The sequence below is a fragment of the Desulfobacter vibrioformis DSM 8776 genome (genome assembly GCF_000745975.1).
In the GTDB taxonomy this organism is placed as follows: Bacteria; Desulfobacterota; Desulfobacteria; order Desulfobacterales; family Desulfobacteraceae; genus Desulfobacter; species Desulfobacter vibrioformis.
This window is the reverse complement of the sequence record NZ_JQKJ01000015.1, coordinates 90,339-111,378: the sequence shown is the minus strand read 5'-3', so window position 1 is coordinate 111,378 and position 21,040 is coordinate 90,339. Positions and strand designations below refer to the sequence as shown.

Here is a 21,040-nt window from a genome sequence, read left to right as displayed (position 1 = left end):
TTGTCATATAATCTTCTTTTCATAATAATGGCTTATTTATTTTAAGGATAAATCAATGGCAAAAATGTTTTACACCGGGAACAGGGAATCCAAGCTTCTTTCCAAGATTGAGTCTTCCAAGGAGCGGGAAAGAATTAAAACCATCAGCACTATCCGGGAGAACATTGATTCATTCAGTAGCAAAGTTTCCATGAAACTCATTGAGATCGGGCTTATTGAAACCGTGAGCAAATCCAGTGTGGAAAACCAGATTGCTCGTTGCTTAGATAACCTGTGCCGGGCCGAGGATTTTGATATTGACTATGCAGTGGCCCCATTCAGAGCCCTGGTTTCAAACCCTAATATTGCCAGTCTTTACCTGACCGCATTTGTGGTTGAAACATTGATCAATCACAAAGATGTCATTGATATCTACGGCAGCGATGATGATATCTATTTTTGTATTCAAAAAGAACTAACTGCCCTGATGGAGAGTTGCAGCGGGTACTGATTAACCTGCCAGCCAGCTTATTTAAAATTAATACAGACCGCTTTTTCGGAATCGTATCTGGAAAGCGGTCTGTTCTTTTTATTTTTTACTCTTATTTTTTAACCCAGGTACCGGCCTCGTTCTGGTAATAGTGACCGGTTATTCCGTTTGAAAAAAGACTGGCTGCCCTTCTTTTCTGAACAAGCAGGATGGATACGCTCTGCTGTTTTGCAATCTGGGTGTAAATGTCTTTCCGATCCTGATTTTCAGCTGCCACCACATCCTGTTTTTCTTTTTTTGCCGTGACAAATCCCAGATAACCTGTATTTGTTTCACCAACAATTCCTCTGTTTTTTAAATCGACAATCTGGGGCAGCCGCTGTTTCATGCGTTCTTTGATACCAGCGGAAAAGCCCGTGGCGCAAAAAACAAAAGACAATGCAATGGTCATAACAAGCAGTGGTTTAATGGATTTCATTATTCAGTTCCTCCTGTTAGGCTAAGGCGCGCAAATTTTGTAAATTAAACGAAATGACTTGTCCTTTGGCTCAATTTATTTCATTTGCAGTCCTAATTGTTTTCAAGTTTTTCCTGGGCCGCATCAATATCACCGAAAAAATCGTTCAGGGCCTTGTCAACCTTGACGTTTACATCAATTGTAATATGGATGGGTTTAATTTCAACCGGTTTGACTTCAATCTCGTGGCTGGTGCTGCAGCCGGCCAATGCCAGAAAAATAATACCGACGACCACAGCCCTACATCGTTTTAGCATGGCAACCTCATCGTTTAAGGATTCATAATGCGCTTTAGGTTATTACCAAATTGAACAACCTGGTTAAATGGCAGGGTTAAATTAACATCCAGTTTGATTCCCTGGAAATTTGATCCAGGGCTTTGTGCATTAACGCGGACAAAGGAATTCAGGTTTCGGTTATATTCAAAGGGTAAAGCAGATACAGGCTTTCCATCAAGCTGCATGTTTACGGCAAGTGTATCCCCATGGGTATTGAGTTTAAGCTTTATCCAATTGTATTCAAAATTTTTTAACGCCTCTCCTGCAAGATCAAGCTGGGAAAATTCCGGCGTATTTTTAGGAATTCCGGCAAGCATTCTGTCAAGATCCCTGATAAAAATCCGGCCGCCCTCCCCGGCTGTGGAAAAAAGAAAACCGTTATCAAAGCCAATTTCAGTATTTGCCATAACCACTGGAATACGCCCGCTTAAGGTGCCGCCCCCTTCGGCATCAAAGGCGCCAAGCTGATGAAAAAAGTCTTCCATCCCAAGCCGGTCACAGTATAAGGTTATATGCATGGCGTTATCGTCCGAAGGCAGCCTGAACGCTTCTGTTGAAACAATACCATTGCACCAGTTAAATTTCAAATTTTCAATGTTAATTGATTTTCCGTCTTCAAGGCTGAATCTTATTTTTCCATCGTTAAATTTGAAGCGGCCGGCATTAATCGTGTCAATATTTATATACTGCCCGGGAATGGTTTCAGGGACCATAAGGTCATTGAAATGTATGTCCGCAGATATTCCGGCGGCCGAAAAATCGGATTCAACAGAGTTTAGGGTGCCGTTGGCCAACTGAATATCGGCAGATGAATTAATTTTCTGATTTGCGTAGGAAAAATCTGCCCTGGCAGATATGTCAAATTTAAAATCCCCTCTCCCGGATATACCGGGAACAAACGGAATCAGTGTATTTGGGGTAATGGAAAACTGATTGGTGATCATTCGACCTTTTGCAAAAGGATTCATGGCAGAATCAAGACCTGTCTGGGCAAAAAAATCAATGGCCAGGCCCGGGAATCCGGTATGGGTTAGCTTTCCTTGGATATCCATGGCCAGATCTGATGTCTGGATAACTTTGGCAGAAACAGCCGGAAAGATATTATCATGCAGTATAATTTTTTTTGTACCTGCCCTGCCGAAAGCGTTCATATTTTTAAAAGGATAGGTCACGGGCAGTTCAAAATAAACACCTTTGGCCTGAATGCCTTTATCTTTCATGGTTATGTCTGTGTCAGACAAAAAGGGTTTTAATTGAAGGCAGATGTCGGACGATGTTTGTTTTTCAATTTTGCCTTTTATTCCGGCCCTTCTGACAAAGGCCGTGGCTTGTCCGGAAACAATTTTTGTTTTATTGCATACCGCATTCACATCCATATCCAGTATGATTCCCGAATTTGAAAATGTAAACACGGCATCTGATGAAGCATTCAAGGATGCGGTGTTCATTTTTATGTTGTGTTGTTGAAAGGCAATCTTGTCAATCAGGGCATCAAGCTTTATATGCTTTAAAGATTCGGAGTCTCCGAAGTTGCCGTCAAATTCAGTTTTTACCTGTAACCCAGAAATATTAATCAAATTCCTATGGTTGGCTTTATCATTTTTATAGGATTTAAGGGCTGTCCCGGAAAAAGCCAACTTTCCCGCCTGGTGTTCAAGATCTCCTGAAACAAACAAACGGAATTGGGGATCAAAAAATTGAATCTGATCTGGAAAATCGGCCGTTGACAAAGGCAATTCCATAAGTTCAGGTGTAATGTCCCAGGTCTTGGCGATTTCATTTTGAAGCGTCAAAGAAAATTGCGCCACCGTTCCTGACGCGATTTGGGATAAAATTTCAAATTTGAATGGACTCAGAGCGATTCCCGGACTGTTTATCTGTATCCGTCCGTCTGCCTTAAATGCCATTGCTGTTCTATCAAAGGAGAGTATACCTGAAATTTCAGGGAAATTAATGTTCAAACAAGGCTCAGGCCCAAGACCCAAATGATTCAATTCAAAATGAAAGTTTGAAAAATCTTTTGTTTCAATTGTGCAATCAACAGGTCCACAAAATTTGCCCCGGGCAAAGTCACCGCCCGGCACCATGGCTAAAAGCCTTTGTGGATAAAAATCGTCTGCTGAAATTTTCATTTGCACAGGACCTTTTGAAAGATCAGCCGTAACCCCAAGCGTGATCTTCTGATTCATGGGAAGAATGGACAGTTTCATATCCGCAAGGCGCGTATCACGGTCCAGCCGGACATCCCCTTCCACTGGGATGCAAAGCCGGTCTTTTCCGGTATCAATAAAAATGGTGCTGTTTTTTAAAACAATGTGTTCCGGCAGATATGCAAAATAGGAGTCAAAGGCACTGATATCAAATACAGGGCCTGAATGATCCACTTTCTTGTCCCGGGGAAATGAAAGTCCGCTGACCCGGATTCTTTTTTTTTCATCCAGATGAAGGGTGGCATTCAGCCCGGATATAACGATCTTTTCAACGCTGATCATATTTTTTGTATCCGTGCGGAAGGTAAACCGGAGGGTGCCCAGGCGCAGATCCTCACCAAAGGAAAGATTACTGATCTGAGTATAATTGACCCCTATATGGGATACCGTAAAATCAAAGGACGGGTTCCCCGGCAACGGACCAAAGGCAGACCGGACGATATGTTTTGAAATGCCAGGCAGAAAAAGAATAATGCACTGAACACACAGCACAAGTAACAAGCATATCCAAAATAAAATTTTTAAAACGGTTTTAAATGACATTTTTAATGTCTACGCGCAGCAAAAGATCACCTGGGGCCATACCTGGTAAGGATTTTCCCATCCCCTTAAGCCGCAGCATGGATCCATGCCGGGTACCTGCAGGTACCACCACCCGGTAAACGGATTTTCTAAACCCCCAGGGGATGGTGACAAGTTTTTTAGTCCCTGTCAGCGCTTCAAGGGACGTCAGTGCAATGGTGCCGTAAAGGTCAAATCCGCCTGACGGGCCTTCCCCGGGGGTGATGACCTGAAGCCTTGGGCTGCATTTTTTGCGGGTGTATCTGTCAATCCTTTCCCTGAATCCGGTCTTGGGCAGTTTAGTGTTCACGCCAATAAGGGCCATGCCCGAAAGAAAACCGCCAATGTGGGCCCACCAGGCAATGCCGGCACCGGCACCCTGCCCTGTGGCGTTAATAAATTGAATAAAGAACCACATCCCCAGAAAAATAAACGCAGGGATCCTGACGAACAAAGGGAAAATAAGCACAGGGATCAGGGTGAGGATTTTATTTCCCGGATGAAGAAGAAAATAGGCTCCCATTACCCCTGCAATGGCGCCGCTTGCACCAATGGTCGGTACAGCAGATGACGGATTGAGCAAAAAATGGAAAAACGCGGCAAGGAGCCCACAAACCAGATAAAAAACAGTGAACCGAAACGGTCCTAACTCCTGTTCAATGTTGTCACCGAAAATAAACAGAAACCACATATTTCCGATCAAATGCCAGAAACCGCCGTGCAGAAACATATAGGTAAACGGTGAGGACAGTTTATTCAGCCAGGAAAAATAAGCCGCCATCTGCGCCATGGTGTATTTTGCAGGGACAAAGCCGAATGTGTAGGCAACGGCCTGATCATCTGTTCCCATAATCATCTGCCAGACGAAAACCAGACTGGTGATAAAAATAATGGTATAGGTTGCCACTGCAGAGGCTGTTGTTTCCTGTTCGTCTCTTAATGGAATCATGAAGACACCACCCTGAGCTGAAATTTTTTGGACAATCTGGCTTTAAGTTTTTTTAAAAGTTCCATAACCGCATCTTCAGGCGTGTATTCTTTAAGGGTCCTTCCTTTGGAAAGAAATTTGAACATGGTTGAATTTTTTTTATCCAGTTTAAGAGATAACTGCACATATTCAAGAAGGGTAAAGTAGATGCCGGCCATCTGATGCGCTTGACTCCTGGCGATCAGGATCTTTCCCCTAAGCGTCAGGTTTTGTTCAAGGGCATCTATGGCCTGTTTTATACTGGTGCATGATTTTGGAAAATCAAAACCCGGATCAATCATCTGGTCCGCCTGCCATGAATCTTCTTCAGTCTCAAGGAAATTCAGATACAATGCGGCTGACAGAATGGTTTTAACATCGTAATAGATATCAGGGTCATGGCCGGCCCTTGGGCCGGCCACATTAAGGACACGGATGCCTTGGTCCAGGATAAAGGCGTGAAGGATCAATGCCGCCTCAAAAATATCCTGTTCCAGCAGATTTATTCTGCAGATCCATTTGCCTGTTTTCCGTGCAAGCGCATAGGTCAGGGATGAGCCGCCTGTTAAGGGCCCCCTGGCAATAATCACCGTGCCGTCGGAATCAAGTATGTTTTGCCGGGTCCGGGCAGGATAATCCCTGGTATCCATCTCCTTTAAATTGTAAAAATCGGGCAATGGTCCGGATTCCGTTCTCCGGCCTTTGGTAATCCATCCGCCATGGGGAATATTGAATTTTATGGCGAAATCCAAGGCAGCACGATCTGCGCCTGTTTGTCCGCCTGACACAATTTTATTCAAAAGACTCATGGCATCATTAATATAATTAAACCCAAACCACGTCAATCAGTCTTTATGCTTTACAATGGTGAAAATCGCATTGCAGAATACCGTCTGCAATATCCCTATTCAGAATTGGATTTGCCGGCATTTCCGATGTCCAGCAGCTCCCCCCAGTTTGTTCTATACCGCATCACCTCTTTTGTTTTTTCGGGAATGAACTCCCGGCCTTTGCGAATTTCCCAGCCACCGCCCAGCGCCTTGTATATTGCAATGAGATTGAGGGCAACGGATCCCTTGATATTACTGAGAGAATCCTCCTGCTCAGACTGAAATCTCAATGTGTCAAGAACCCGTTGATACCCCTCAATACCTTCACGATACTGTGTCTGGGAAATCTCCACGGATCGCTTGGCCGCTCTGACACTTTCGGCCATCAGTGTTTCCGCTTCCTGTGATTTGAAAAAACTGACCAGCGCATCTTCTGTCTCCCGGACAGCAGACAGAACCGTATGCTGATAGTTGACGATCTGCTGCTGGAGTCGCGCATCCTGAACCCGGACCCGATTCTTTATCCGACCATAATTCAGAATATCCCAGCTAAGGGTCGGCCCGACAAAAAACTGGATACTGTCTGCATGGAAAAGATCATCCAGGTGACTGCCTTTAAAGCCTCCGGCATTGGTATTCTCTCCGTTGGTTGAACTCAGTCCAATAGAACCGAACAAGGAAAAATGGGGATACAGATCTGCCTTTTCAATGCCGACCAAGGCGCTCTGGGCTGCCACCTGGAGTTCCGCATGCCTGATATCAGGACGTCTGCGAAGCAGATCCGCCGGTATACCCACTGCGACGGTTGCGGGTGCGGCAGGGATTGATGATGCCGTGTTTCCCAGCAGATCCAGCAGATCATCCGGTAGTGTGCCCAGCAGGATGCACAATGCGTTTTTGGATCTTCGTAAATTAGATTCCAGACGGGGAATCAAGGCCTGGGTATTTTTAAGAAGAGTTCTGGCCTGCATCACATCCAGCTCGGTCACCTCTCCGGCATTGAACCGGACGGTGGCGATGTTGAGGGACCGTTCCTGCGTGGTTACATTTTCCCGTGCAATGGCCATGCGTTGCTCAAAGGTGCGAATCTGAACATAGACCCGGGCCACCTCAGCCGTAAGGGTTACCAAAACATCATCATAACCGGCGACGGAGGCCTTGAGGGCGGCAACATCGGATTCCACGGCCCGACGGAATTTCCCCCAGAAATCCAGCTCCCAGGCGGCATCAAACCCCAGATTCACTTCTCCGTATGACAGGTCGATCCCCATGGTATTTGCACTGTTTTCACTTGCATTGGCGTAGGTATAACCGCCCGTGACCTGCTGTTTCTGGGGAAACCGGTTCCCCAGGGCAATATGCAGCCGGGCACGGGATTCCATGATTCGAATACCCGCCATTCTAAGTGACAGGTTCTGTTGATATGCTTTTTCAATGAGAAGATCCAGTACGGGATCATTAAAGTTTTTCCACCATTGACTGTTGTCATCGGCGGCTTTGCTTTGAAGTCTGCTGTCGTCTTTTTCAAGCCACTGGGTCAGTGGCGGCACGGAGGGCTTGATATAATCTGGGCCAACCGTGATACAACCGTAAAAAGTCATCACACAGGCAGCCAAACAGAAAAGAATTCCCCATTGTGGTATTATATTTACCCTTATTTTTTCAATAACGGAATTTGTGCGCATTATTATCATTCTTTTACCCCGAAAAAGATGGCATAGAGAACCGGCACCAGAACCAGGGCCAATACGGTGGCAAACCCCAGCCCGAATATAATGGTCACGGCCATGCTGACGAAAAAGGCATCCTGAAGCAGGGGAATCATCCCGAGAATAGTGGTGAGTGCCGTCATGGAAACGGGGATCAGGCGGTTGACACCCGAATCCACAATGGCCTGAAAAGGCGCCTTGCCGCTTGCCATCTCCAGATCAATCTGATCAATCAGGACAATGGCGTTTTTGACCAGCATGCCGGAAAGGCTCATGGTCCCCAGAATCGCCATGAATCCCATGGGCAGATCAAACAGCAGCAGTCCTGCCGTGACACCGATGATTGCCATGGGCACGGTGAGCCAGATGATCAGGGTCTTCTTGATGGAATTAAAAAGCAAAATCACCAGTAGAACCATCAGGCCGAAGAAAACCGGCATGGATTCATTAATGCCGTTCATTGCCGCCACAGAGTCTTCGGCCTCCCCGCCCCAGGCAATGGTATACCCTGGCATGTTTTTCAATGGAATCATATCCTGATTCAGCACCGGAATGGTTGAGACGTCCCACTTTTCCGGTTTGACGGATCTGCCCAGTTTCTGTTCTATATCCACACCCAATGCCTTTTCAATCCTGGGCTTCACCCGGGACAGAAGCTCGCTGGGCAGTCCTTCGAGAGGGTCCGCATGTATCCGTAACATCTTGGTCCGGTCCCGCCGCCAGATATGCGGATTTTCAAACTCGACCTTGAACCCGGTGATCAGCTGGCCCAGTGGAATCATTTGCCGGGCCACCGGGCTCCAGACCTGGATGCTGCCCAGGTTATCCATATCCCTTCGTTCGGATTCAGGAGTTCGGGCAATAATGGGGAGCAATTCATCTTTTTCGCGATAAATTCCCGCCTGCGTTCCTTCCACCGCCGCCTCAATGGCCTGGGCCAGATCCGGCCTGCCAATGCCGGCACGGCGGGCCTGGGCCTCCGCCATTTGCGGCCGCAGCACCTTGACCATGGTTCGCCATTCGTTCCGGACACCTTTGGACAGGGGATCCGCCAGTATGATATCCTCGGCTTTTCTTCCGAGTTTTCGCAGCACTTCCGGGTCCGGGCCCTTGATGCGAATCTGGATTTTACCGCCGGTGGACGGCCCCAGCGCAAAGGGCCGGGTATTGATCGTGGCCTGGGGGAACATCTTTTCCAGCGCGTCCTGATCCGCTCTCATCATGGCGGGAATTTTTCTGTAATCATCCACTTTAATGAGAATCTGGGCATAGCTGTCATAGAGGGCCTCGGGCGTATAGGTCAGCAAAAATCGTATTTGACCTCCGCCAATGAATGTGGTGACGTGTTCCACCTCTTCCCGTTTCATGAAATATGTTTCAGCCTGCACCATTTGCCCGGAAGTTTCATTGATGTGGGTCCCTTCCGGAAACCAGAAGTCAATGTAGTACTGGGGGCTGGTTGAATCGGGGAAAAAGCAGGTTTTTATATACCCGAATCCCACAGCGGCAAGTATGAACAGCGCCACGGCAATGCCCACGGTGATCCACCTGAACCGGATGCTGGTTGACAGCAACTTTCGATACACCCGGTAAAATTTACCGGCATAAGGGTCTGCACTGCCGTTGCCGTCCCCGCCGCCGGGGGCTGTTTTATAAAAGGTTTTGCATAACAGCGGGGTGCTGGTGATGGCTGTCATCCAGCTCAGTGTCAGGGAGATCAGAATAACGCTGAACAGGGTGCGGCAGTATTCACCGGTATTGTCCTGGGAAGTGCCGATGGCGGCAAAAGCACATATGGTAATAAACGTTGCAAAAAGAAGGGGCGTTCCCACCTGGCCCACCACCTCCCGGGCGGCCGTGAGTGCGTCAGTTCCCTGGTTCATTTTGACTCGCATGCCATCCGCCACAACAATGGCATTATCCACGAGCATTCCCAGGGCAATGACCAGCGCTCCCAGAGAGACCCTCTCAAGGGTAATGCCTCCCACCTTCATGAACAGGAAGGTTCCCATAATGGTGACACAAAGGATCATGCCGATGATCAGACCGCTCCTGATTCCCATGAAGATCAACAGAACAAGGATGACGATGCCCACGGCCTCGATTAAATTAATCTTAAAGCCGTTGATCGCCGTGTGGACGGCTTCGTTTTGAAGATAAATGACGTTTATTGTCATCCCCAGAGGGGCCATTGCGGCCAGCTCCCTGAACCGTTTTTCCAGTGCTTCGCTCATTGTGATGACGTTGCCGCCCTGAACCGTGGAGATGGCCAGGCCGATGGCCGGTTTGCGATCATAGCGCAAAAGGGGATCCGGCGGATCACTGTAACCGCGCTTGATATTTGCCACATCACGCAGGTACACCATCCTTTGGGCGTTTGGTCCGGTTCCCTTCACAAGGAGATCCCCGAATTCTTTTTCCGACTTGAATTCTCCGGTGGGGTTAACCGCAATGTACTCTTTGCCCAGGGTTAAATTCCCCGAAGCGGCCGGCAGGTTTTTGGCCGCAAGGGTATCGTAAATGTTCTGCTGGGAAATCCCCAGTTCTGCCATTTTCTCCCGCCGCATTTCCACATAGATCACTTCCGTCTGAACACCGTAGAGAACGATTTTTTTGACGTCCTGGGCATGAAGCAGCTCACGTTGCAGGAATTTGGCATATTCATAGATCTCTTTGTGGGTATACTCCTCTCCTGAAATGGCCAGGTATACGCCGAACACATCACCGAAATCGTCGTTTACAATGGATGGACCGGCCCCGGGGGGGAGCTGGCCCTGATAGTCGTTCACCTTGCGCCGCAATTCGTCCCACACCTGGGGCAGTGCTGTTTTGTCAAATTTGTCACGAATGGTGAGTTTTATCTGGGAATACCCCCTGGAAGAGCAGGATTCGACCCAGTCCACCTGTCCCAGTTCCTGGACCGCCTTTTCGATCACGTTGCTGACCTCCTCTTCCACTTCAGCGGCCGAGGCTCCGGGATACGGCGTGGTGACAAGGGCTTCCTTGATGGTGAATTCGGGGTCCTCCAGGCGGGAGAGCTGGGTAAAGGCAATTGCGCCAATAACAACCAGCAGAATCGTCACAAACCAGGTGATAACGCTCTTTTGGATGCTGAATTCTGCTATATTCATCGGTTATGGTTCTCCAGCGCTCTGAGCTCACGAACCAGCATGCCTTCCCGAAGCTGGACAATTCCGCTGACGGCAATTTTTTCACCGGGATTGAGCCCGTTCAGGATCTGGATGTCATGGGTTCCGGCAAAATTCCCTGTGGTGATTTTCCGTTTACTGACGCTCATGGTGCCGGGGTCCACCACCCAGACATGGGAGTTTCCGGTCTCATCGGCAAAAACAGCTATGGCCGGGATAACGCATTGATGTCCATCTGTTTCCCCCAGTGACGCACGCCCCACCACCCTGGCCGTCATTCCCGGCAGAATGTTGATTTCTCCGGGTGCCGGCAGGGTCATCACAACACGGTAGGTCTGGGTATAGGGGTCGGCTTCCTTGGCCACTTCTTTGAGTGTCAGGTCGTATTGTTTTCCCGGGGCTGCGGCAAACTCGGCAAATGCCGTTGCCGAGTCTGCCCTGGCGGTTGCCACAATGGTTTCCGGCAGATCAACGAGAATTTCAAGATGGGTAACATCCTGAAGTTTCAAAATGGGTTGTTTGGCCTGAACCTCCTGGAAATTATTTACATAGCGTTTGGCTATCATGCCGGAAAAAGGGGCACGCAGATAGGTGTAACGCAACTGGTTTTCTGCCTCGTCCACGCCCGCTCTAACTGTATTAAGTTCCGCCTTTGCACTTTCAATGGCCTCGCGTTTTCTGTCAACCATATTCTGGCTTGTTGCACCGGGATCTTCATTCTTTATTCTCAAAATACGATCGTATTCACTCCTGGCGCGATCGTTTGCCGCCTTTGCCTTGGCCAGCTGTCCCTTTGCCTGCCGCAGGCGGGTCTGAAAATCCGTGGGATCAATGCATGCCAGCAGCTCTCCCTTTTTCACTTCCTGTCCCTCCTTGACAGGTAATTCGATCAGCAGCCCCGGTACCTGAAAGGCCATGTCCACCCGCTGTGAAGCCCGCACTTTTCCGGGAAATCTGAATATGGGCAGATCGGTACCTGATGGAATCGTCATCATTTTAACCGGTCTGACGACTCTTCTGGGATTTTCGTCGAAGACGTCACCGTTTTTGCATGCGGCCAATATGAAAACAAATGCTGTGATAAGGAAAAGTGCCATAAAATGCCTCACAGAAAACATTTCATGAACGTAATGATTTTTTGTTCTTTTTTCTGGATACATACATATTCCTTGACGACAACTATTTCAAACCGGTCATCAGGAAAACCATGACAAAGAGGGCAACGGTTTCAATAATGCCAAGCACCATCATATAATTACCAAACCCTTTTTCCGTTTCAGCCAATGCATCTGAAGCCATGGCGCCGGCCCTGCCCTGTAACCAGGCCGAAAGGCCCATTGCAATCCCACCGGCCAGCCCCACAAAGAGCTTTACAACGCCGGACACAGTGGCAGGCGCCGCTATTAAAGCATTCATTAAAATCATACCGTAAATTGTCTGGGACAGGGGCGCTCCCACAAAGGTCACCAGAATAAACGGCGCTGTTTTATTCTGCAGATAACATTTTTTCCATGCACCAAGTGCTCCCATACCCGCGGCCATCGTGCCAAATGCCGAGCCAACGGCAGCAGCAAAAAGAACAAGAACAAAACCGGTGTCACCAAGACTGTTCAGAAATTCCATGTATATTTTCCTTTTAATTTTTATGGTTCCGGTTCCCGGAAAGGGTCATAGGGTACCCCTGACCATTCAATATTCAAATGTTTTGAAAATTCCAGTACATTCAACCGGATGCCATGCACCAGGATGGCCATGGCACCCAGAAGAAGATTCACCGAATGGCCGCCCAGAAGTACGAGAACCGCCGAAAACATCGCCGGCAGCGTGTCAAAACCGATATTGAAAGCCATGTTGTTAAAAGCCACAGCCACCTCTTTTGTGGACATACCCACGGCAAAGAGCCGCACATAGGAGACAAGATCGGAAAGGTTGCCTATCCAGGTAATGATATCCAGGGGCAGCCGGACAACACTCCTTGCCAGCCCTTTGAAAAAACCATCCTCTTTCTGCTGCCCGAAACAGATGATAAGGCAGAGCGCTGCAATAAGACAATAATACCCCAATGGAGAAAAAGGCTGATTGAGCACAAGAACACGGACAATGAAATAAATTGCCCATATTAAAAAGAACCAGCCTGTTTCCGCCAGAAATCTGATATGGGGAAAGGTATTGAGAATGCGCCGGCAATGGGCAAAGGAGAGCTGGACCGCGCCAATGAGAAAGCACAGATGTATGATGAAAGGCTGGCTTGTGTCGGAGAACGTGTCCATGGAAGGAATAATCATGGCTTTAAATAAAGGGAAATTTCTTAAGGCTTCCACTCCGAACCAGCTGCCGGTCAACGCGCCCCAGACCATGGTGGATAAAGAGAGCAGATACAAAAGGGGAATGAGATCCTTGTGAGGCGCAGCAGATCGTTTTGCATGGAAAAACGTGGCAGCCAGTATCATGACCCCATACCCTGCGTCACCTATGATCATCGCGAAAAACAGGGTGAAAAAAAACAGGAAAGGCCCATTGGCATCATATTCCCGGTATCCGGGCAGGACCCCTATGAATGCCATGACCGGCCTGAAAAGATGGGTCAGTTTTGAATACCGGACCAGGGATGGAACTGTTTCTTCCGGTCCTGGATTTTCAATCACAATACCCCATTTTTCGATGTCTGCACGTTCTTTCAGCTTCCCGGTAAAGCAGGTGGGACAATACCCTTGCAGATATATAATGTCTCCTCTTCTGACCATGGCATTCCGCGCATTCTCATAGGCTAAAAGCGCTTTACATTCGTTCAGGGAACGGGCCATATATGGGGCCGCACCATAAAGTTCCAAAATTCTTTTTTGGATGGTTTCAAGTGCTTCTCTTTTTTGTTCAAGCATCCGCGCTAAATGGGAAAGGCTCTGCTCTGGCATACTGATTTCATGGAAAGGAATGGGGCAGAGCGGCTCATGACAGGTCACAACCGCAAAGTATGCCATTGCACCCCGGGTATGGATAACCACACGTGCAATATCAGCGGGAAGCTGCCCCAGCTCTTTTTTACGGGCCTTAAAAAGACGGATGAAAATTGAGTGATCTTTCAACTGCTCAATGTCATGGGGATCAAACTGTCCCCATATCTTTTGGTCCTCATACGCCTTTTCCAGCTCCTGAATCTGTGCTTCCAGGGAGAATGCCTCTTTGGTTTTACTGCATAACTCCCGGGCCAGGACGATTCCGTCTTCATCTCCTTTACAGGGTTTGGCTTTCACTGCCTGGGGGATGAGACCAAGGGCCTCCTGAATCAGCAACATATTATTCCCCAGCCTGTTTTCTACAGTCACGTCCTTTTTTATAGTCACATCAGGGGCGCCGGCATTTTCTGGTAGCCGGATGTGAAAAATCCCTGTTTCTCTCAGGGCATTCAGGATTTCATCTTCCCACGAAGCACCGGCCAGCAGAGTTACTTTTTTCATCGGTTCGATCATTTGCGTTCCTGTGCCTGAATTTTCTTTCTTGCGATGCGCGCCCAGCCCACGGCGGTTGCCATCTGCTCTGCCATGTGGATGGATATTTTTTTTATGGCGTTTTCAGCTTCCGGAATTTTCACCTTTTCAAAAAGATTTACGCGCTGGGAGGTGATTTGAAGTTCCACTGAAAGCAGACGAAACTGGGCCTCAAGGATGATACGCCGGGCAGTCAGGATCACAAGCGCCTGCAATATTTCCAGTGCCTTGTCCACCCACAGGGGATATTCAAAAAGATCATATTCTTCAATATGTATGTGTGCCGCCACAAACACGGGAATATCCACACCTGTGACATTGACCTTTTTTGTCTCAATCCCGTCAATAACCAATAATTGAGAAAGATCTATCCCTTGGGCAAGATAACCGGCCCAAGGGTTTATACTCTCTTTTATCCTGGCGATTTCCCCATTTATCTCTTTGATATCCCTTAATATCCTTCCCATCTCAAGCTGCAGAAGCTGTTTTTTTATCTGCAAGGTGGGCAGATATCTCTGAAATCGTTTCAGGCTGTCCTTTTGCTTTTTCAGCTCAGGTTTTGTCAGTTTAACTTTTTTCATTTTTTAACCCCAGGCCAGAACCGGGTAACCAGTTCGTTTTTAAGGCCTGTTTCATTGGGCGCAAAACAATCGGCCAGAATCTGCCACCCCCTGTCAAGGGCCTCAAACAGATGAATATTCACAGAGAGATCCATTAATTGAGCTTCAAAGGCAGTGCCGTATTTTAAAAGCTTTTCATCCCATGATGACATGCGAAATCCCATGGAACGTTTTTCCAGTGTCTCCTGGTAATCTGCATAGAGCTGCACCATATTGTCCATCAGGGCTCTATGGTCTTCCCGGGTATTTTTGTTGACAAGCTGTTTTAACCGGCTCAAAGAGCCAAAGGGTTCTATGCGGCCGTTGTTCAGGTAATATTGCCCTTCGGTGATGTACCCGGTATTATCGGGCACAGGATGGGTGACATCATTTCCAGGCATGGTGGTTACCGAAAGGATGGTCACGGAACCGGCATCTTTGAAATCCACTGCCTTTTCGTACCGGCATGCCAGCTGGCTGTAAAGATCTCCGGGATATCCCCTGTTGGAGGGCACCTGCTCCATGATAATGGCGATCTCCTTGAGGGAGTCACAGAAGTTTTTCATATCCGTCAACAGGACCAGAACTCTTTTGCCCCCAAGAGCGAACCGTTCTGACACCGCAAGGCACAGGTCCGGCACCGTGAGACATTCAACCGTGGGATCTGCTGCTGTATGCACATAAAGAACAGACCTGTTCAGCGCTCCCTGTTCGGCAAGGGTGTGTCTGAAAAACAGATAGTCGTCAAATCGCAGTCCCATGCCGCCAAGGACAATGATGTCAACCTCCGCCTGCATGGCGATCCTTACCAGCAGTTCGTTGTAGGGCTCTCCCGAGGTGGTGAAAATTGAAATCTTCTGGGACTCCACCAGGGAATTAAAGAGATCAATCATGGGGATCCCGGTATGTATCATCCTGGAGGGCACAATCCGCTTTGACGGATTTACCGTGGGGCCGCCGATGTCCACCGGATTTTCCCTGAGATCAGGACCGTTGTCCCTTGGTTTCCCGATGCCGTTAAAAACCCTCCCAAGAAGATTCTCAGAAAAAGAGGTTCTCATGGGCGCACCTGTGAAACGGACCTCATCATTGGTGGAGATGCCGCTGCTGCCGGCAAATACCTGAAGATATATCCGGTCTCCATCAATCCGTATCACTTCAGCAAGGGATGACTGCTCCCTTGAAGAGATGACTGCCAGCTCTCCGTATGTGATATTCCGGGCATTCAGGACAATGACATTGCCTGATATCTGAATGATTTTATTGTATACTTTCAGCATCTTCCTCCCTATGCACAGGGATTCCGTCATTTAAGTTCTTAAAATTTTTGGCCCGTACAAATGTGGAATCCAGGTGATTTTCCATAAAGGGTTTGTCATGGAGCATGAATCCGTCCGCTCTGTTTTCCCGGCAGTATTCATTCAGGTAATTTGTAATTTGGGAGGCATGGGTTTTCATCTCATCACTTTCCCATTGAGAGGCATTGTACTCTATGAAAAGGGAGCGAAGTCTGCTGAAGACCGATCTGGCTTCGTCCTTATTCTTAAATGTCACCCGGGTGTTTATGATGTGTTCCATCATGCCAAAGCAGTTCAATTGCCGTTCCCGTGATGTTGCACCGTCAATGGGGTCAAAGGCATTCTGCTGCAGATAGACGCTGTCAAAGAATTCCCCCTTTAAGTAAAGTACAAAGTCATCCATGGGAGTGCCTTCTTCTCCCACCACTTTCATCATTTGTGAGACTTCATATGCCCGGTTCAACAGTCTGATCATCTTTGTGCCGGCATCCTTTTCGATCACACCGGTATATTTGCTCCAGCTTTCCAGGGGATCTATGGCCGGATATCTGCGGGCATCCGACCTCTCCCTGGACAGGGCGTGAAAGGCCCCCACAGCCTTCAATGTCGCCTGGGTCACAGGTTCATCAAAATTGCCGCCAGCAGGGCTTACCGTGCCGCCGATGGTGATGGAACCGATACTGCCGTCCTTCATGCGCACCCTGCCTGCACGTTCATAAAAATTTGCCACAATTGATTCAAGATAGGCTGGAAAAGCCTCTTCTCCCGGTATCTCTTCAAGCCGGCCGGATCTTTCCCGCATGGCCTGGGCCCACCGGGATGTGGAATCTGCAAGCAGGATCACATCATATCCCATCTGCCTGTAATACTCTGCCATGGTTACAGCCGTGTAAATTGAGGATTCACGGGCGGCCACCGGCATGGAGCTGGTATTGCCCACAATTATCGTTCTTTCCAGGAGGGATCTCCCTGTCCTGGGATCAATAAGTTTCGGAAACTCATTGATGGTTTCCACGATTTCACCGGCCCGTTCACCACAAGCGGCTATGATCACAATATCGGCTTGGGCGTTCCGGCTTGTTATCTGCTGCAGAACGGTTTTTCCCGCCCCAAAAGGACCCGGCGTACAATAGGTCCCTCCTTTGGCAACCGGAAAAAGGGTGTCTATGATACGAATCTGGGTGATTAAAGGTTCACGCGGTTCCAGGCGCTCTTCATAGATCTCCACAGCCTTTTTGACGGGCCATTGAAACCTCATGGTAATGGGGTGGGAATCTCCTTTCTGATCCTTTAAAACCGCTATGGTATCTTTGATATGATAGGCCATGGGGGCAGAGACAGTTGTAATTTCATATCGCCCCTTCAGATAAAACGGCACCATGATTTTATGGGTGATGATGCCCTCGGGAACGGTTCCAAGCGTATCTCCGGCCTGTACTGTTGCCCCTTTTTTTACAACAGGCGTAAATGGCCACAACCGGTCCTCGTCAAGGGGGGGCAAATATTCCCCCCTTTCAAGAAATTCACCGTATTTGTCGGCAAGCTTTTCCAGGGGATTTTGCATGCCGTCAAAAAACTGCCCCAAAAGGCCGGGCCCAAGTTCTGCCGACAAAAGGCTTCCCGTAAATTCCACAAGATCCCCCTGACGCAGTCCCCGGGTCTCTTCAAAGACCTGAAGATCGGCCCTGTTTCCTTTTATTCTGATGATTTCCGCCTTGAGCCGGATGTGGCTTTCACCTATCCGCGCATAGCCGATCTCGTTCTGCAGGACATTGTCCTCAAACTCGACGGTGATCAGATTCTTGTTTATGCCGTATATGTTGCCGGTACGTTTCATGGTCACCCAGAAGTTACAGGTTAATGTGGCCGGGTAAACAGGCAAGGATCGCTTCCTGTTTCTCCCATCCTTTTTGGGGATCAAGACCTAATATCTTTTCATTTATTTTCAGCTTCAACGCGTAACTGATCAGTTTTTCAAGATCAAAATAATGATTTGATTCCATTTCGCTCAGATAGTTCCATCTTGCCTGGTCCAGGCGCATTTCCGCACCATCCGGTGAATCCATTGAAAAGATATCCCGGGCAAATTTCACAGCAGTTTGCCCATCCTCCCCTTTACGCAAGTATCTGCCGGCATCCCAGCCCAGTTTCCGGGCCCTGAGCCGGACAAGTTCATTACGTATCTGCCGCTCCCGGTTATACCATTTTTTTAGAAAAGGCAGCGGCGCATCATCACTGGGACAAAGTTGTGCAGATTGAAGAATGGTAAAATCTGAGGAAGTAAGTTCAAACCGGCACTGTGAAAAAAAATCCTTTATGGTTAACGGCAGCGGGGAAGCAAAAAAGAGAGATGGCAAAGAGGCAAGGGTATAATAATAGGCACGCCTCATTTGTGATCTCCGGGCTTCTTTTTTTTCATTCCGACATCCGCAAGCAGGGTTTCAAGCCCGGGGGTAATATACGCTGAGATGAGAGCGGCAATGCCTTCATCGGTGAGATCATAATAGATATGTTCATCCTTTACCCCGATTTTAAATCCTGCCCCAATATCCGGCTTTGCCTTTACGTCAATGCCTGTTTTCATCTTATCCTTGAATGCGGTAAGTAAAAATGAAAATATGGCATCCCTGTCTTCATTGCTGACCCATATCTCAAATTCCCCGGCATCCTCTTTTCCTTTATTCAACCCGTCAACAATTGCCAGAAACAGCGTCTCAAACGTGGTGGTTTCGGACAGGATTACTTTACATTCCTGTTGCAGGAGGGCGTAAAACGTATCCATTATTGATCTCTTCACACCGATCATGACGTCACGCGCCGCCTGCTCAAGGTTTTTCCGGAACGTGCTTTCTGTCCGGGCTATTTCATCCTTTGCCGTCTCCATCATCCCTTCTGCCTCCTGTTCGGCTTGTTTCAGGATAAGAGAAGCGCGCTCTTCCGCCTTGCTGATGATTCCTTCGGCCAAGGCTTCGGCTCTCTTGATGCCCTCCGCCTGAAGCCTTTTTATGAGGGAATCAAGGTTAACCTCTGTCTGTTCTTTCATCTTTTAAATTATTCCCGTCTGAATCTATAATCTGTCTGATTATCCATATTTTGACTAAAATAATACAAATTTTATGCCATGGTAATACGCCTTCTGATTTAAGTGTGTTGATACAATGGCTCAAGTAATATTCCCAGGCTTGATCATCACTTTTACCATCTGGCTGGGCGAACTGGGCCAGGTTGTTATTTTTACAACAAGTTGATTTTAGCAGGTCAATACTGTTAAATATGGCAAATGGCCTTTCAAAACTGTTTTATTTAGAAGTTTATCTGTTATACTCGGGCAGCGGGTCGTGCAACTCGATGATCAAGCCGGGGGAGTATAAGATGAGCATTAACGAAAATGATTTTTTCAAACAGGGTACTTTGCACCTGTTCAGCAGCCTTGATATTGAGACGGCATTGCAGCGGTTTCTGGCATATCTTCAAACCATTATGCCTGCTGACGGCATCCTGCTCGGCGTGTATGATCCCGAAATAAACAAGGCCAGACTGCACGCAGTATTGTTTCCAGAGGATATGAAAAAGCCCTCCAGAACAATCGACTTTCCCTTCCAGATGTGGAGTTTTTTCAAGGGAAAAATGCAGGAGGCCCCTGGAGTACGCATGGTTAATGATATTGATTGCGAGCCTCCCGAGGTCAAAGCCGCCTGCTCTTTAATCTGGAGCCAAGATGTTTCTCACATCTACATGGATCTTGAACTTGAAAATAAACGCCTTGGATCTTTTATTCTGTTTGCAAGAGATAAACGCAGGTATATGGACGTTCATGTCCGTCTTGTCAATTTATTCCATGCCCCCTTGATCTCCGCCATCAGTAATGTCTTGAAGCATCAGGAGATACAGCTTCTGCAGCACATGCTGAAAGATGACAACGAATACCTGAATCGGAAAATGATAGAAATAACCGGAGATACGATTATCGGTGCTGATTTCGGCCTGTCCAATGTGATGCGGTTGATCAGGCAGGTTGCACCCATGAACAGTCCGGTTCTTTTACTGGGAGAGACAGGTGTCGGCAAGGAGGTCATGGCCAATGCCATCCATCGCGGATCCAGAAGAAAGGATTGCCCGCTGATTAAAGTGAACTGCGGCGCCATTCCCGAGGGTCTGATTGACAGCGAACTTTTCGGCCACGAAAAAGGTTCCTTTACCGGGGCTATTTCCCAAAAAAGAGGGCTCTTTGAAAGGGCACACACCGGCACGATATTCCTGGATGAGGTAGGGGAACTTCCATTGGCAGCCCAGGTAAGGCTTTTGAGGGTGTTGCAGGAAAAGGAGATCGAGCGGGTCGGGGGAACAACTCCCCTGTCGGTGGATGTGCGTGTCATCAGTGCCACGCACAAAAACCTTGAACATATGGCGCTGATCGGTGGGTTTCGTAAAGATCTCTGGTACCGCCTTAACGTGTTCCCAATAATGATTCCGCCGTTACGACAAAGGTCTGAGGATATTCCTGCCCTGGTAACCCATCTTATTGACAAAAAATCAAAGGAACTGAAAATAAGACCCTCTCTGAAATTGTCTGAAAACTACATGAGGCAGCTCCAACAATATGCATGGCCCGGTAATGTGAGAGAGTTGGAAAACGTACTTGAACGTGTGTTGATAACAGGGAATCTCCACGATGTTCTGCCTCCCCTGACCATGCGAAAACCTGCATGGGATTGGAAAAGAGACCAGGACAGGGTGCCGGCCGATAATGTGGATGATATTGAAGCACTGGATCATTGGACACGAAAATACATCCAATCTATTTTAAAAAAAACTGAGGGAAGAATTGAAGGCAAGGGTGGCGCAGCTGACAGGCTTGACTTGCATCCCTCTACCCTAAGAGCACGAATGAAAAAACTGAATATTGCTTTTGGAAGGGTTGTAAAGTACAGCTGATTCCCTGGGTGTTATCATTCAAATACAAAATAG

Annotated in this window: 17 protein-coding genes; 2 read left to right on the top strand and 15 right to left on the bottom strand. The window is 47.9% G+C overall.

All coding sequences use genetic code 11. The annotated features are described in order from the left end of the window. Positions 1-55: 55 nt before the first annotated feature. A complete protein-coding gene (locus Q366_RS11150; protein ID WP_035238882.1) occupies positions 56-490 on the top strand; it encodes a hypothetical protein in 435 nt (144 codons plus the stop codon). A 91-nt stretch (positions 491-581) separates the two neighbouring features. Here the strand turns inward: Q366_RS11150 and Q366_RS11145 are convergent, their stop codons facing one another. The 15 genes from Q366_RS11145 to Q366_RS20315 all read right to left on the bottom strand — a co-directional run bounded on the left by Q366_RS11145 (position 582) and on the right by Q366_RS20315 (position 19,115). Then, positions 582-947 (bottom strand): YdbL family probable chaperone protein, encoded by a 366-nt coding sequence (locus Q366_RS11145; RefSeq protein WP_035238880.1) that lies wholly within the window; start codon positions 945-947, stop codon positions 582-584. A gap of 92 nt (positions 948-1,039) precedes the next feature. Next, on the bottom strand, positions 1,040-1,243 hold the full coding sequence (locus Q366_RS11140) for a YnbE family lipoprotein (RefSeq protein ID WP_035238879.1): 204 nt from the start codon (positions 1,241-1,243) through the stop codon (positions 1,040-1,042). Positions 1,244-1,257: 14 nt separating this feature from the next. Beyond that, positions 1,258-3,966 carry an intermembrane phospholipid transport protein YdbH family protein gene (locus Q366_RS11135; RefSeq protein ID WP_245619937.1) on the bottom strand — a complete coding sequence of 903 codons (2,709 nt, stop codon included), beginning with the start codon at positions 3,964-3,966 and terminating at the stop codon, positions 1,258-1,260. 40 nt (positions 3,967-4,006) lie between these two features. Further along, entirely contained in the window at positions 4,007-4,984 is a 978-nt protein-coding gene (locus tag Q366_RS11130) for a rhomboid family intramembrane serine protease (RefSeq protein ID WP_035238877.1), read from the bottom strand. Further along, positions 4,981-5,811 (bottom strand): putative molybdenum carrier protein, encoded by an 831-nt coding sequence (locus Q366_RS11125; protein WP_035238930.1) that lies wholly within the window; start codon positions 5,809-5,811, stop codon positions 4,981-4,983. Before Q366_RS11125 ends, Q366_RS11130 begins: the two co-directional genes overlap by 4 nt. A gap of 95 nt (positions 5,812-5,906) precedes the next feature. Continuing rightward, the gene (locus tag Q366_RS11120; RefSeq protein ID WP_084691798.1) at positions 5,907-7,433 is read right to left on the bottom strand and encodes an efflux transporter outer membrane subunit; all 1,527 of its coding nucleotides are present in this window, start codon (positions 7,431-7,433) and stop codon (positions 5,907-5,909) included. Between the two features lie 89 nt (positions 7,434-7,522). Further along, positions 7,523-10,672 carry an efflux RND transporter permease subunit gene (locus Q366_RS21975; protein WP_035238876.1) on the bottom strand — a complete coding sequence of 1,050 codons (3,150 nt, stop codon included), beginning with the start codon at positions 10,670-10,672 and terminating at the stop codon, positions 7,523-7,525. Continuing rightward, a complete protein-coding gene (locus Q366_RS11110) occupies positions 10,669-11,787 on the bottom strand; it encodes an efflux RND transporter periplasmic adaptor subunit (RefSeq protein ID WP_169742956.1) in 1,119 nt (372 codons plus the stop codon). The genes Q366_RS21975 and Q366_RS11110 overlap by 4 nt, the downstream gene beginning before the upstream one ends. Before the next feature lie 82 nt (positions 11,788-11,869). After that, positions 11,870-12,313, bottom strand: a complete 444-nt coding sequence (locus Q366_RS11105; protein WP_035238874.1) for an ATP synthase subunit K — start codon at positions 12,311-12,313, stop codon at positions 11,870-11,872. 20 nt (positions 12,314-12,333) lie between these two features. Further along, the gene (locus tag Q366_RS11100; RefSeq protein WP_035238873.1) at positions 12,334-14,157 is read right to left on the bottom strand and encodes a V-type ATP synthase subunit I; all 1,824 of its coding nucleotides are present in this window, start codon (positions 14,155-14,157) and stop codon (positions 12,334-12,336) included. Continuing rightward, positions 14,154-14,756, bottom strand: coding sequence for a V-type ATP synthase subunit D (locus Q366_RS11095; RefSeq protein ID WP_035238872.1), 603 nt, complete (start codon positions 14,754-14,756; stop codon positions 14,154-14,156). Before Q366_RS11095 ends, Q366_RS11100 begins: the two co-directional genes overlap by 4 nt. Then, complete coding sequence (locus Q366_RS11090) at positions 14,753-16,054, bottom strand: V-type ATP synthase subunit B (protein WP_035238871.1); 1,302 nt, start codon at positions 16,052-16,054, stop codon at positions 14,753-14,755. Before Q366_RS11090 ends, Q366_RS11095 begins: the two co-directional genes overlap by 4 nt. Next, positions 16,035-17,954: a V-type ATP synthase subunit A gene (locus Q366_RS11085; RefSeq protein ID WP_245619936.1), complete on the bottom strand. Its 1,920-nt coding sequence runs from the start codon at positions 17,952-17,954 to the stop codon at positions 16,035-16,037. Before Q366_RS11085 ends, Q366_RS11090 begins: the two co-directional genes overlap by 20 nt. Next, positions 17,923-18,462, bottom strand: a complete 540-nt coding sequence (locus tag Q366_RS11080) for a DUF2764 family protein (protein ID WP_035238870.1) — start codon at positions 18,460-18,462, stop codon at positions 17,923-17,925. The genes Q366_RS11085 and Q366_RS11080 overlap by 32 nt, the downstream gene beginning before the upstream one ends. Beyond that, positions 18,459-19,115 carry a hypothetical protein gene (locus Q366_RS20315; RefSeq protein ID WP_051957996.1) on the bottom strand — a complete coding sequence of 219 codons (657 nt, stop codon included), beginning with the start codon at positions 19,113-19,115 and terminating at the stop codon, positions 18,459-18,461. The genes Q366_RS11080 and Q366_RS20315 overlap by 4 nt, the downstream gene beginning before the upstream one ends. A gap of 329 nt (positions 19,116-19,444) precedes the next feature. Here Q366_RS20315 and Q366_RS11070 point away from each other — a divergent pair, with 329 nt between their 5' ends. Continuing rightward, positions 19,445-21,007 carry a sigma 54-interacting transcriptional regulator gene (locus Q366_RS11070; protein ID WP_035238869.1) on the top strand — a complete coding sequence of 521 codons (1,563 nt, stop codon included), beginning with the start codon at positions 19,445-19,447 and terminating at the stop codon, positions 21,005-21,007. Positions 21,008-21,040 lie beyond the last annotated feature (33 nt).

What these genes read in the sequence shown, in the direction of transcription:
- Q366_RS11150 (WP_035238882.1), top strand. Translation starts at nt 56, where the DNA reads ATGGCAAAAATGTTTTACACCGGGAACAGGGAATCCAAGCTTCTTTCC.
- Q366_RS11145 (WP_035238880.1), bottom strand. Translation starts at nt 947, where the DNA reads ATGAAATCCATTAAACCACTGCTTGTTATGACCATTGCATTGTCTTTT.
- Q366_RS11140 (WP_035238879.1), bottom strand. Translation starts at nt 1,243, where the DNA reads ATGCTAAAACGATGTAGGGCTGTGGTCGTCGGTATTATTTTTCTGGCA.
- Q366_RS11130 (WP_035238877.1), bottom strand. Translation starts at nt 4,984, where the DNA reads ATGATTCCATTAAGAGACGAACAGGAAACAACAGCCTCTGCAGTGGCA.
- Q366_RS11125 (WP_035238930.1), bottom strand. Translation starts at nt 5,811, where the DNA reads ATGAGTCTTTTGAATAAAATTGTGTCAGGCGGACAAACAGGCGCAGAT.
- Q366_RS11120 (WP_084691798.1), bottom strand. Translation starts at nt 7,433, where the DNA reads ATGACTTTTTACGGTTGTATCACGGTTGGCCCAGATTATATCAAGCCC.
- Q366_RS21975 (WP_035238876.1), bottom strand. Translation starts at nt 10,672, where the DNA reads ATGAATATAGCAGAATTCAGCATCCAAAAGAGCGTTATCACCTGGTTT.
- Q366_RS11110 (WP_169742956.1), bottom strand. Translation starts at nt 11,787, where the DNA reads ATGGCACTTTTCCTTATCACAGCATTTGTTTTCATATTGGCCGCATGC.
- Q366_RS11105 (WP_035238874.1), bottom strand. Translation starts at nt 12,313, where the DNA reads ATGGAATTTCTGAACAGTCTTGGTGACACCGGTTTTGTTCTTGTTCTT.
- Q366_RS11100 (WP_035238873.1), bottom strand. Translation starts at nt 14,157, where the DNA reads ATGATCGAACCGATGAAAAAAGTAACTCTGCTGGCCGGTGCTTCGTGG.
- Q366_RS11095 (WP_035238872.1), bottom strand. Translation starts at nt 14,756, where the DNA reads ATGAAAAAAGTTAAACTGACAAAACCTGAGCTGAAAAAGCAAAAGGAC.
- Q366_RS11090 (WP_035238871.1), bottom strand. Translation starts at nt 16,054, where the DNA reads ATGCTGAAAGTATACAATAAAATCATTCAGATATCAGGCAATGTCATT.
- Q366_RS11080 (WP_035238870.1), bottom strand. Translation starts at nt 18,462, where the DNA reads ATGAGGCGTGCCTATTATTATACCCTTGCCTCTTTGCCATCTCTCTTT.
- Q366_RS20315 (WP_051957996.1), bottom strand. Translation starts at nt 19,115, where the DNA reads ATGAAAGAACAGACAGAGGTTAACCTTGATTCCCTCATAAAAAGGCTT.
- Q366_RS11070 (WP_035238869.1), top strand. Translation starts at nt 19,445, where the DNA reads ATGAGCATTAACGAAAATGATTTTTTCAAACAGGGTACTTTGCACCTG.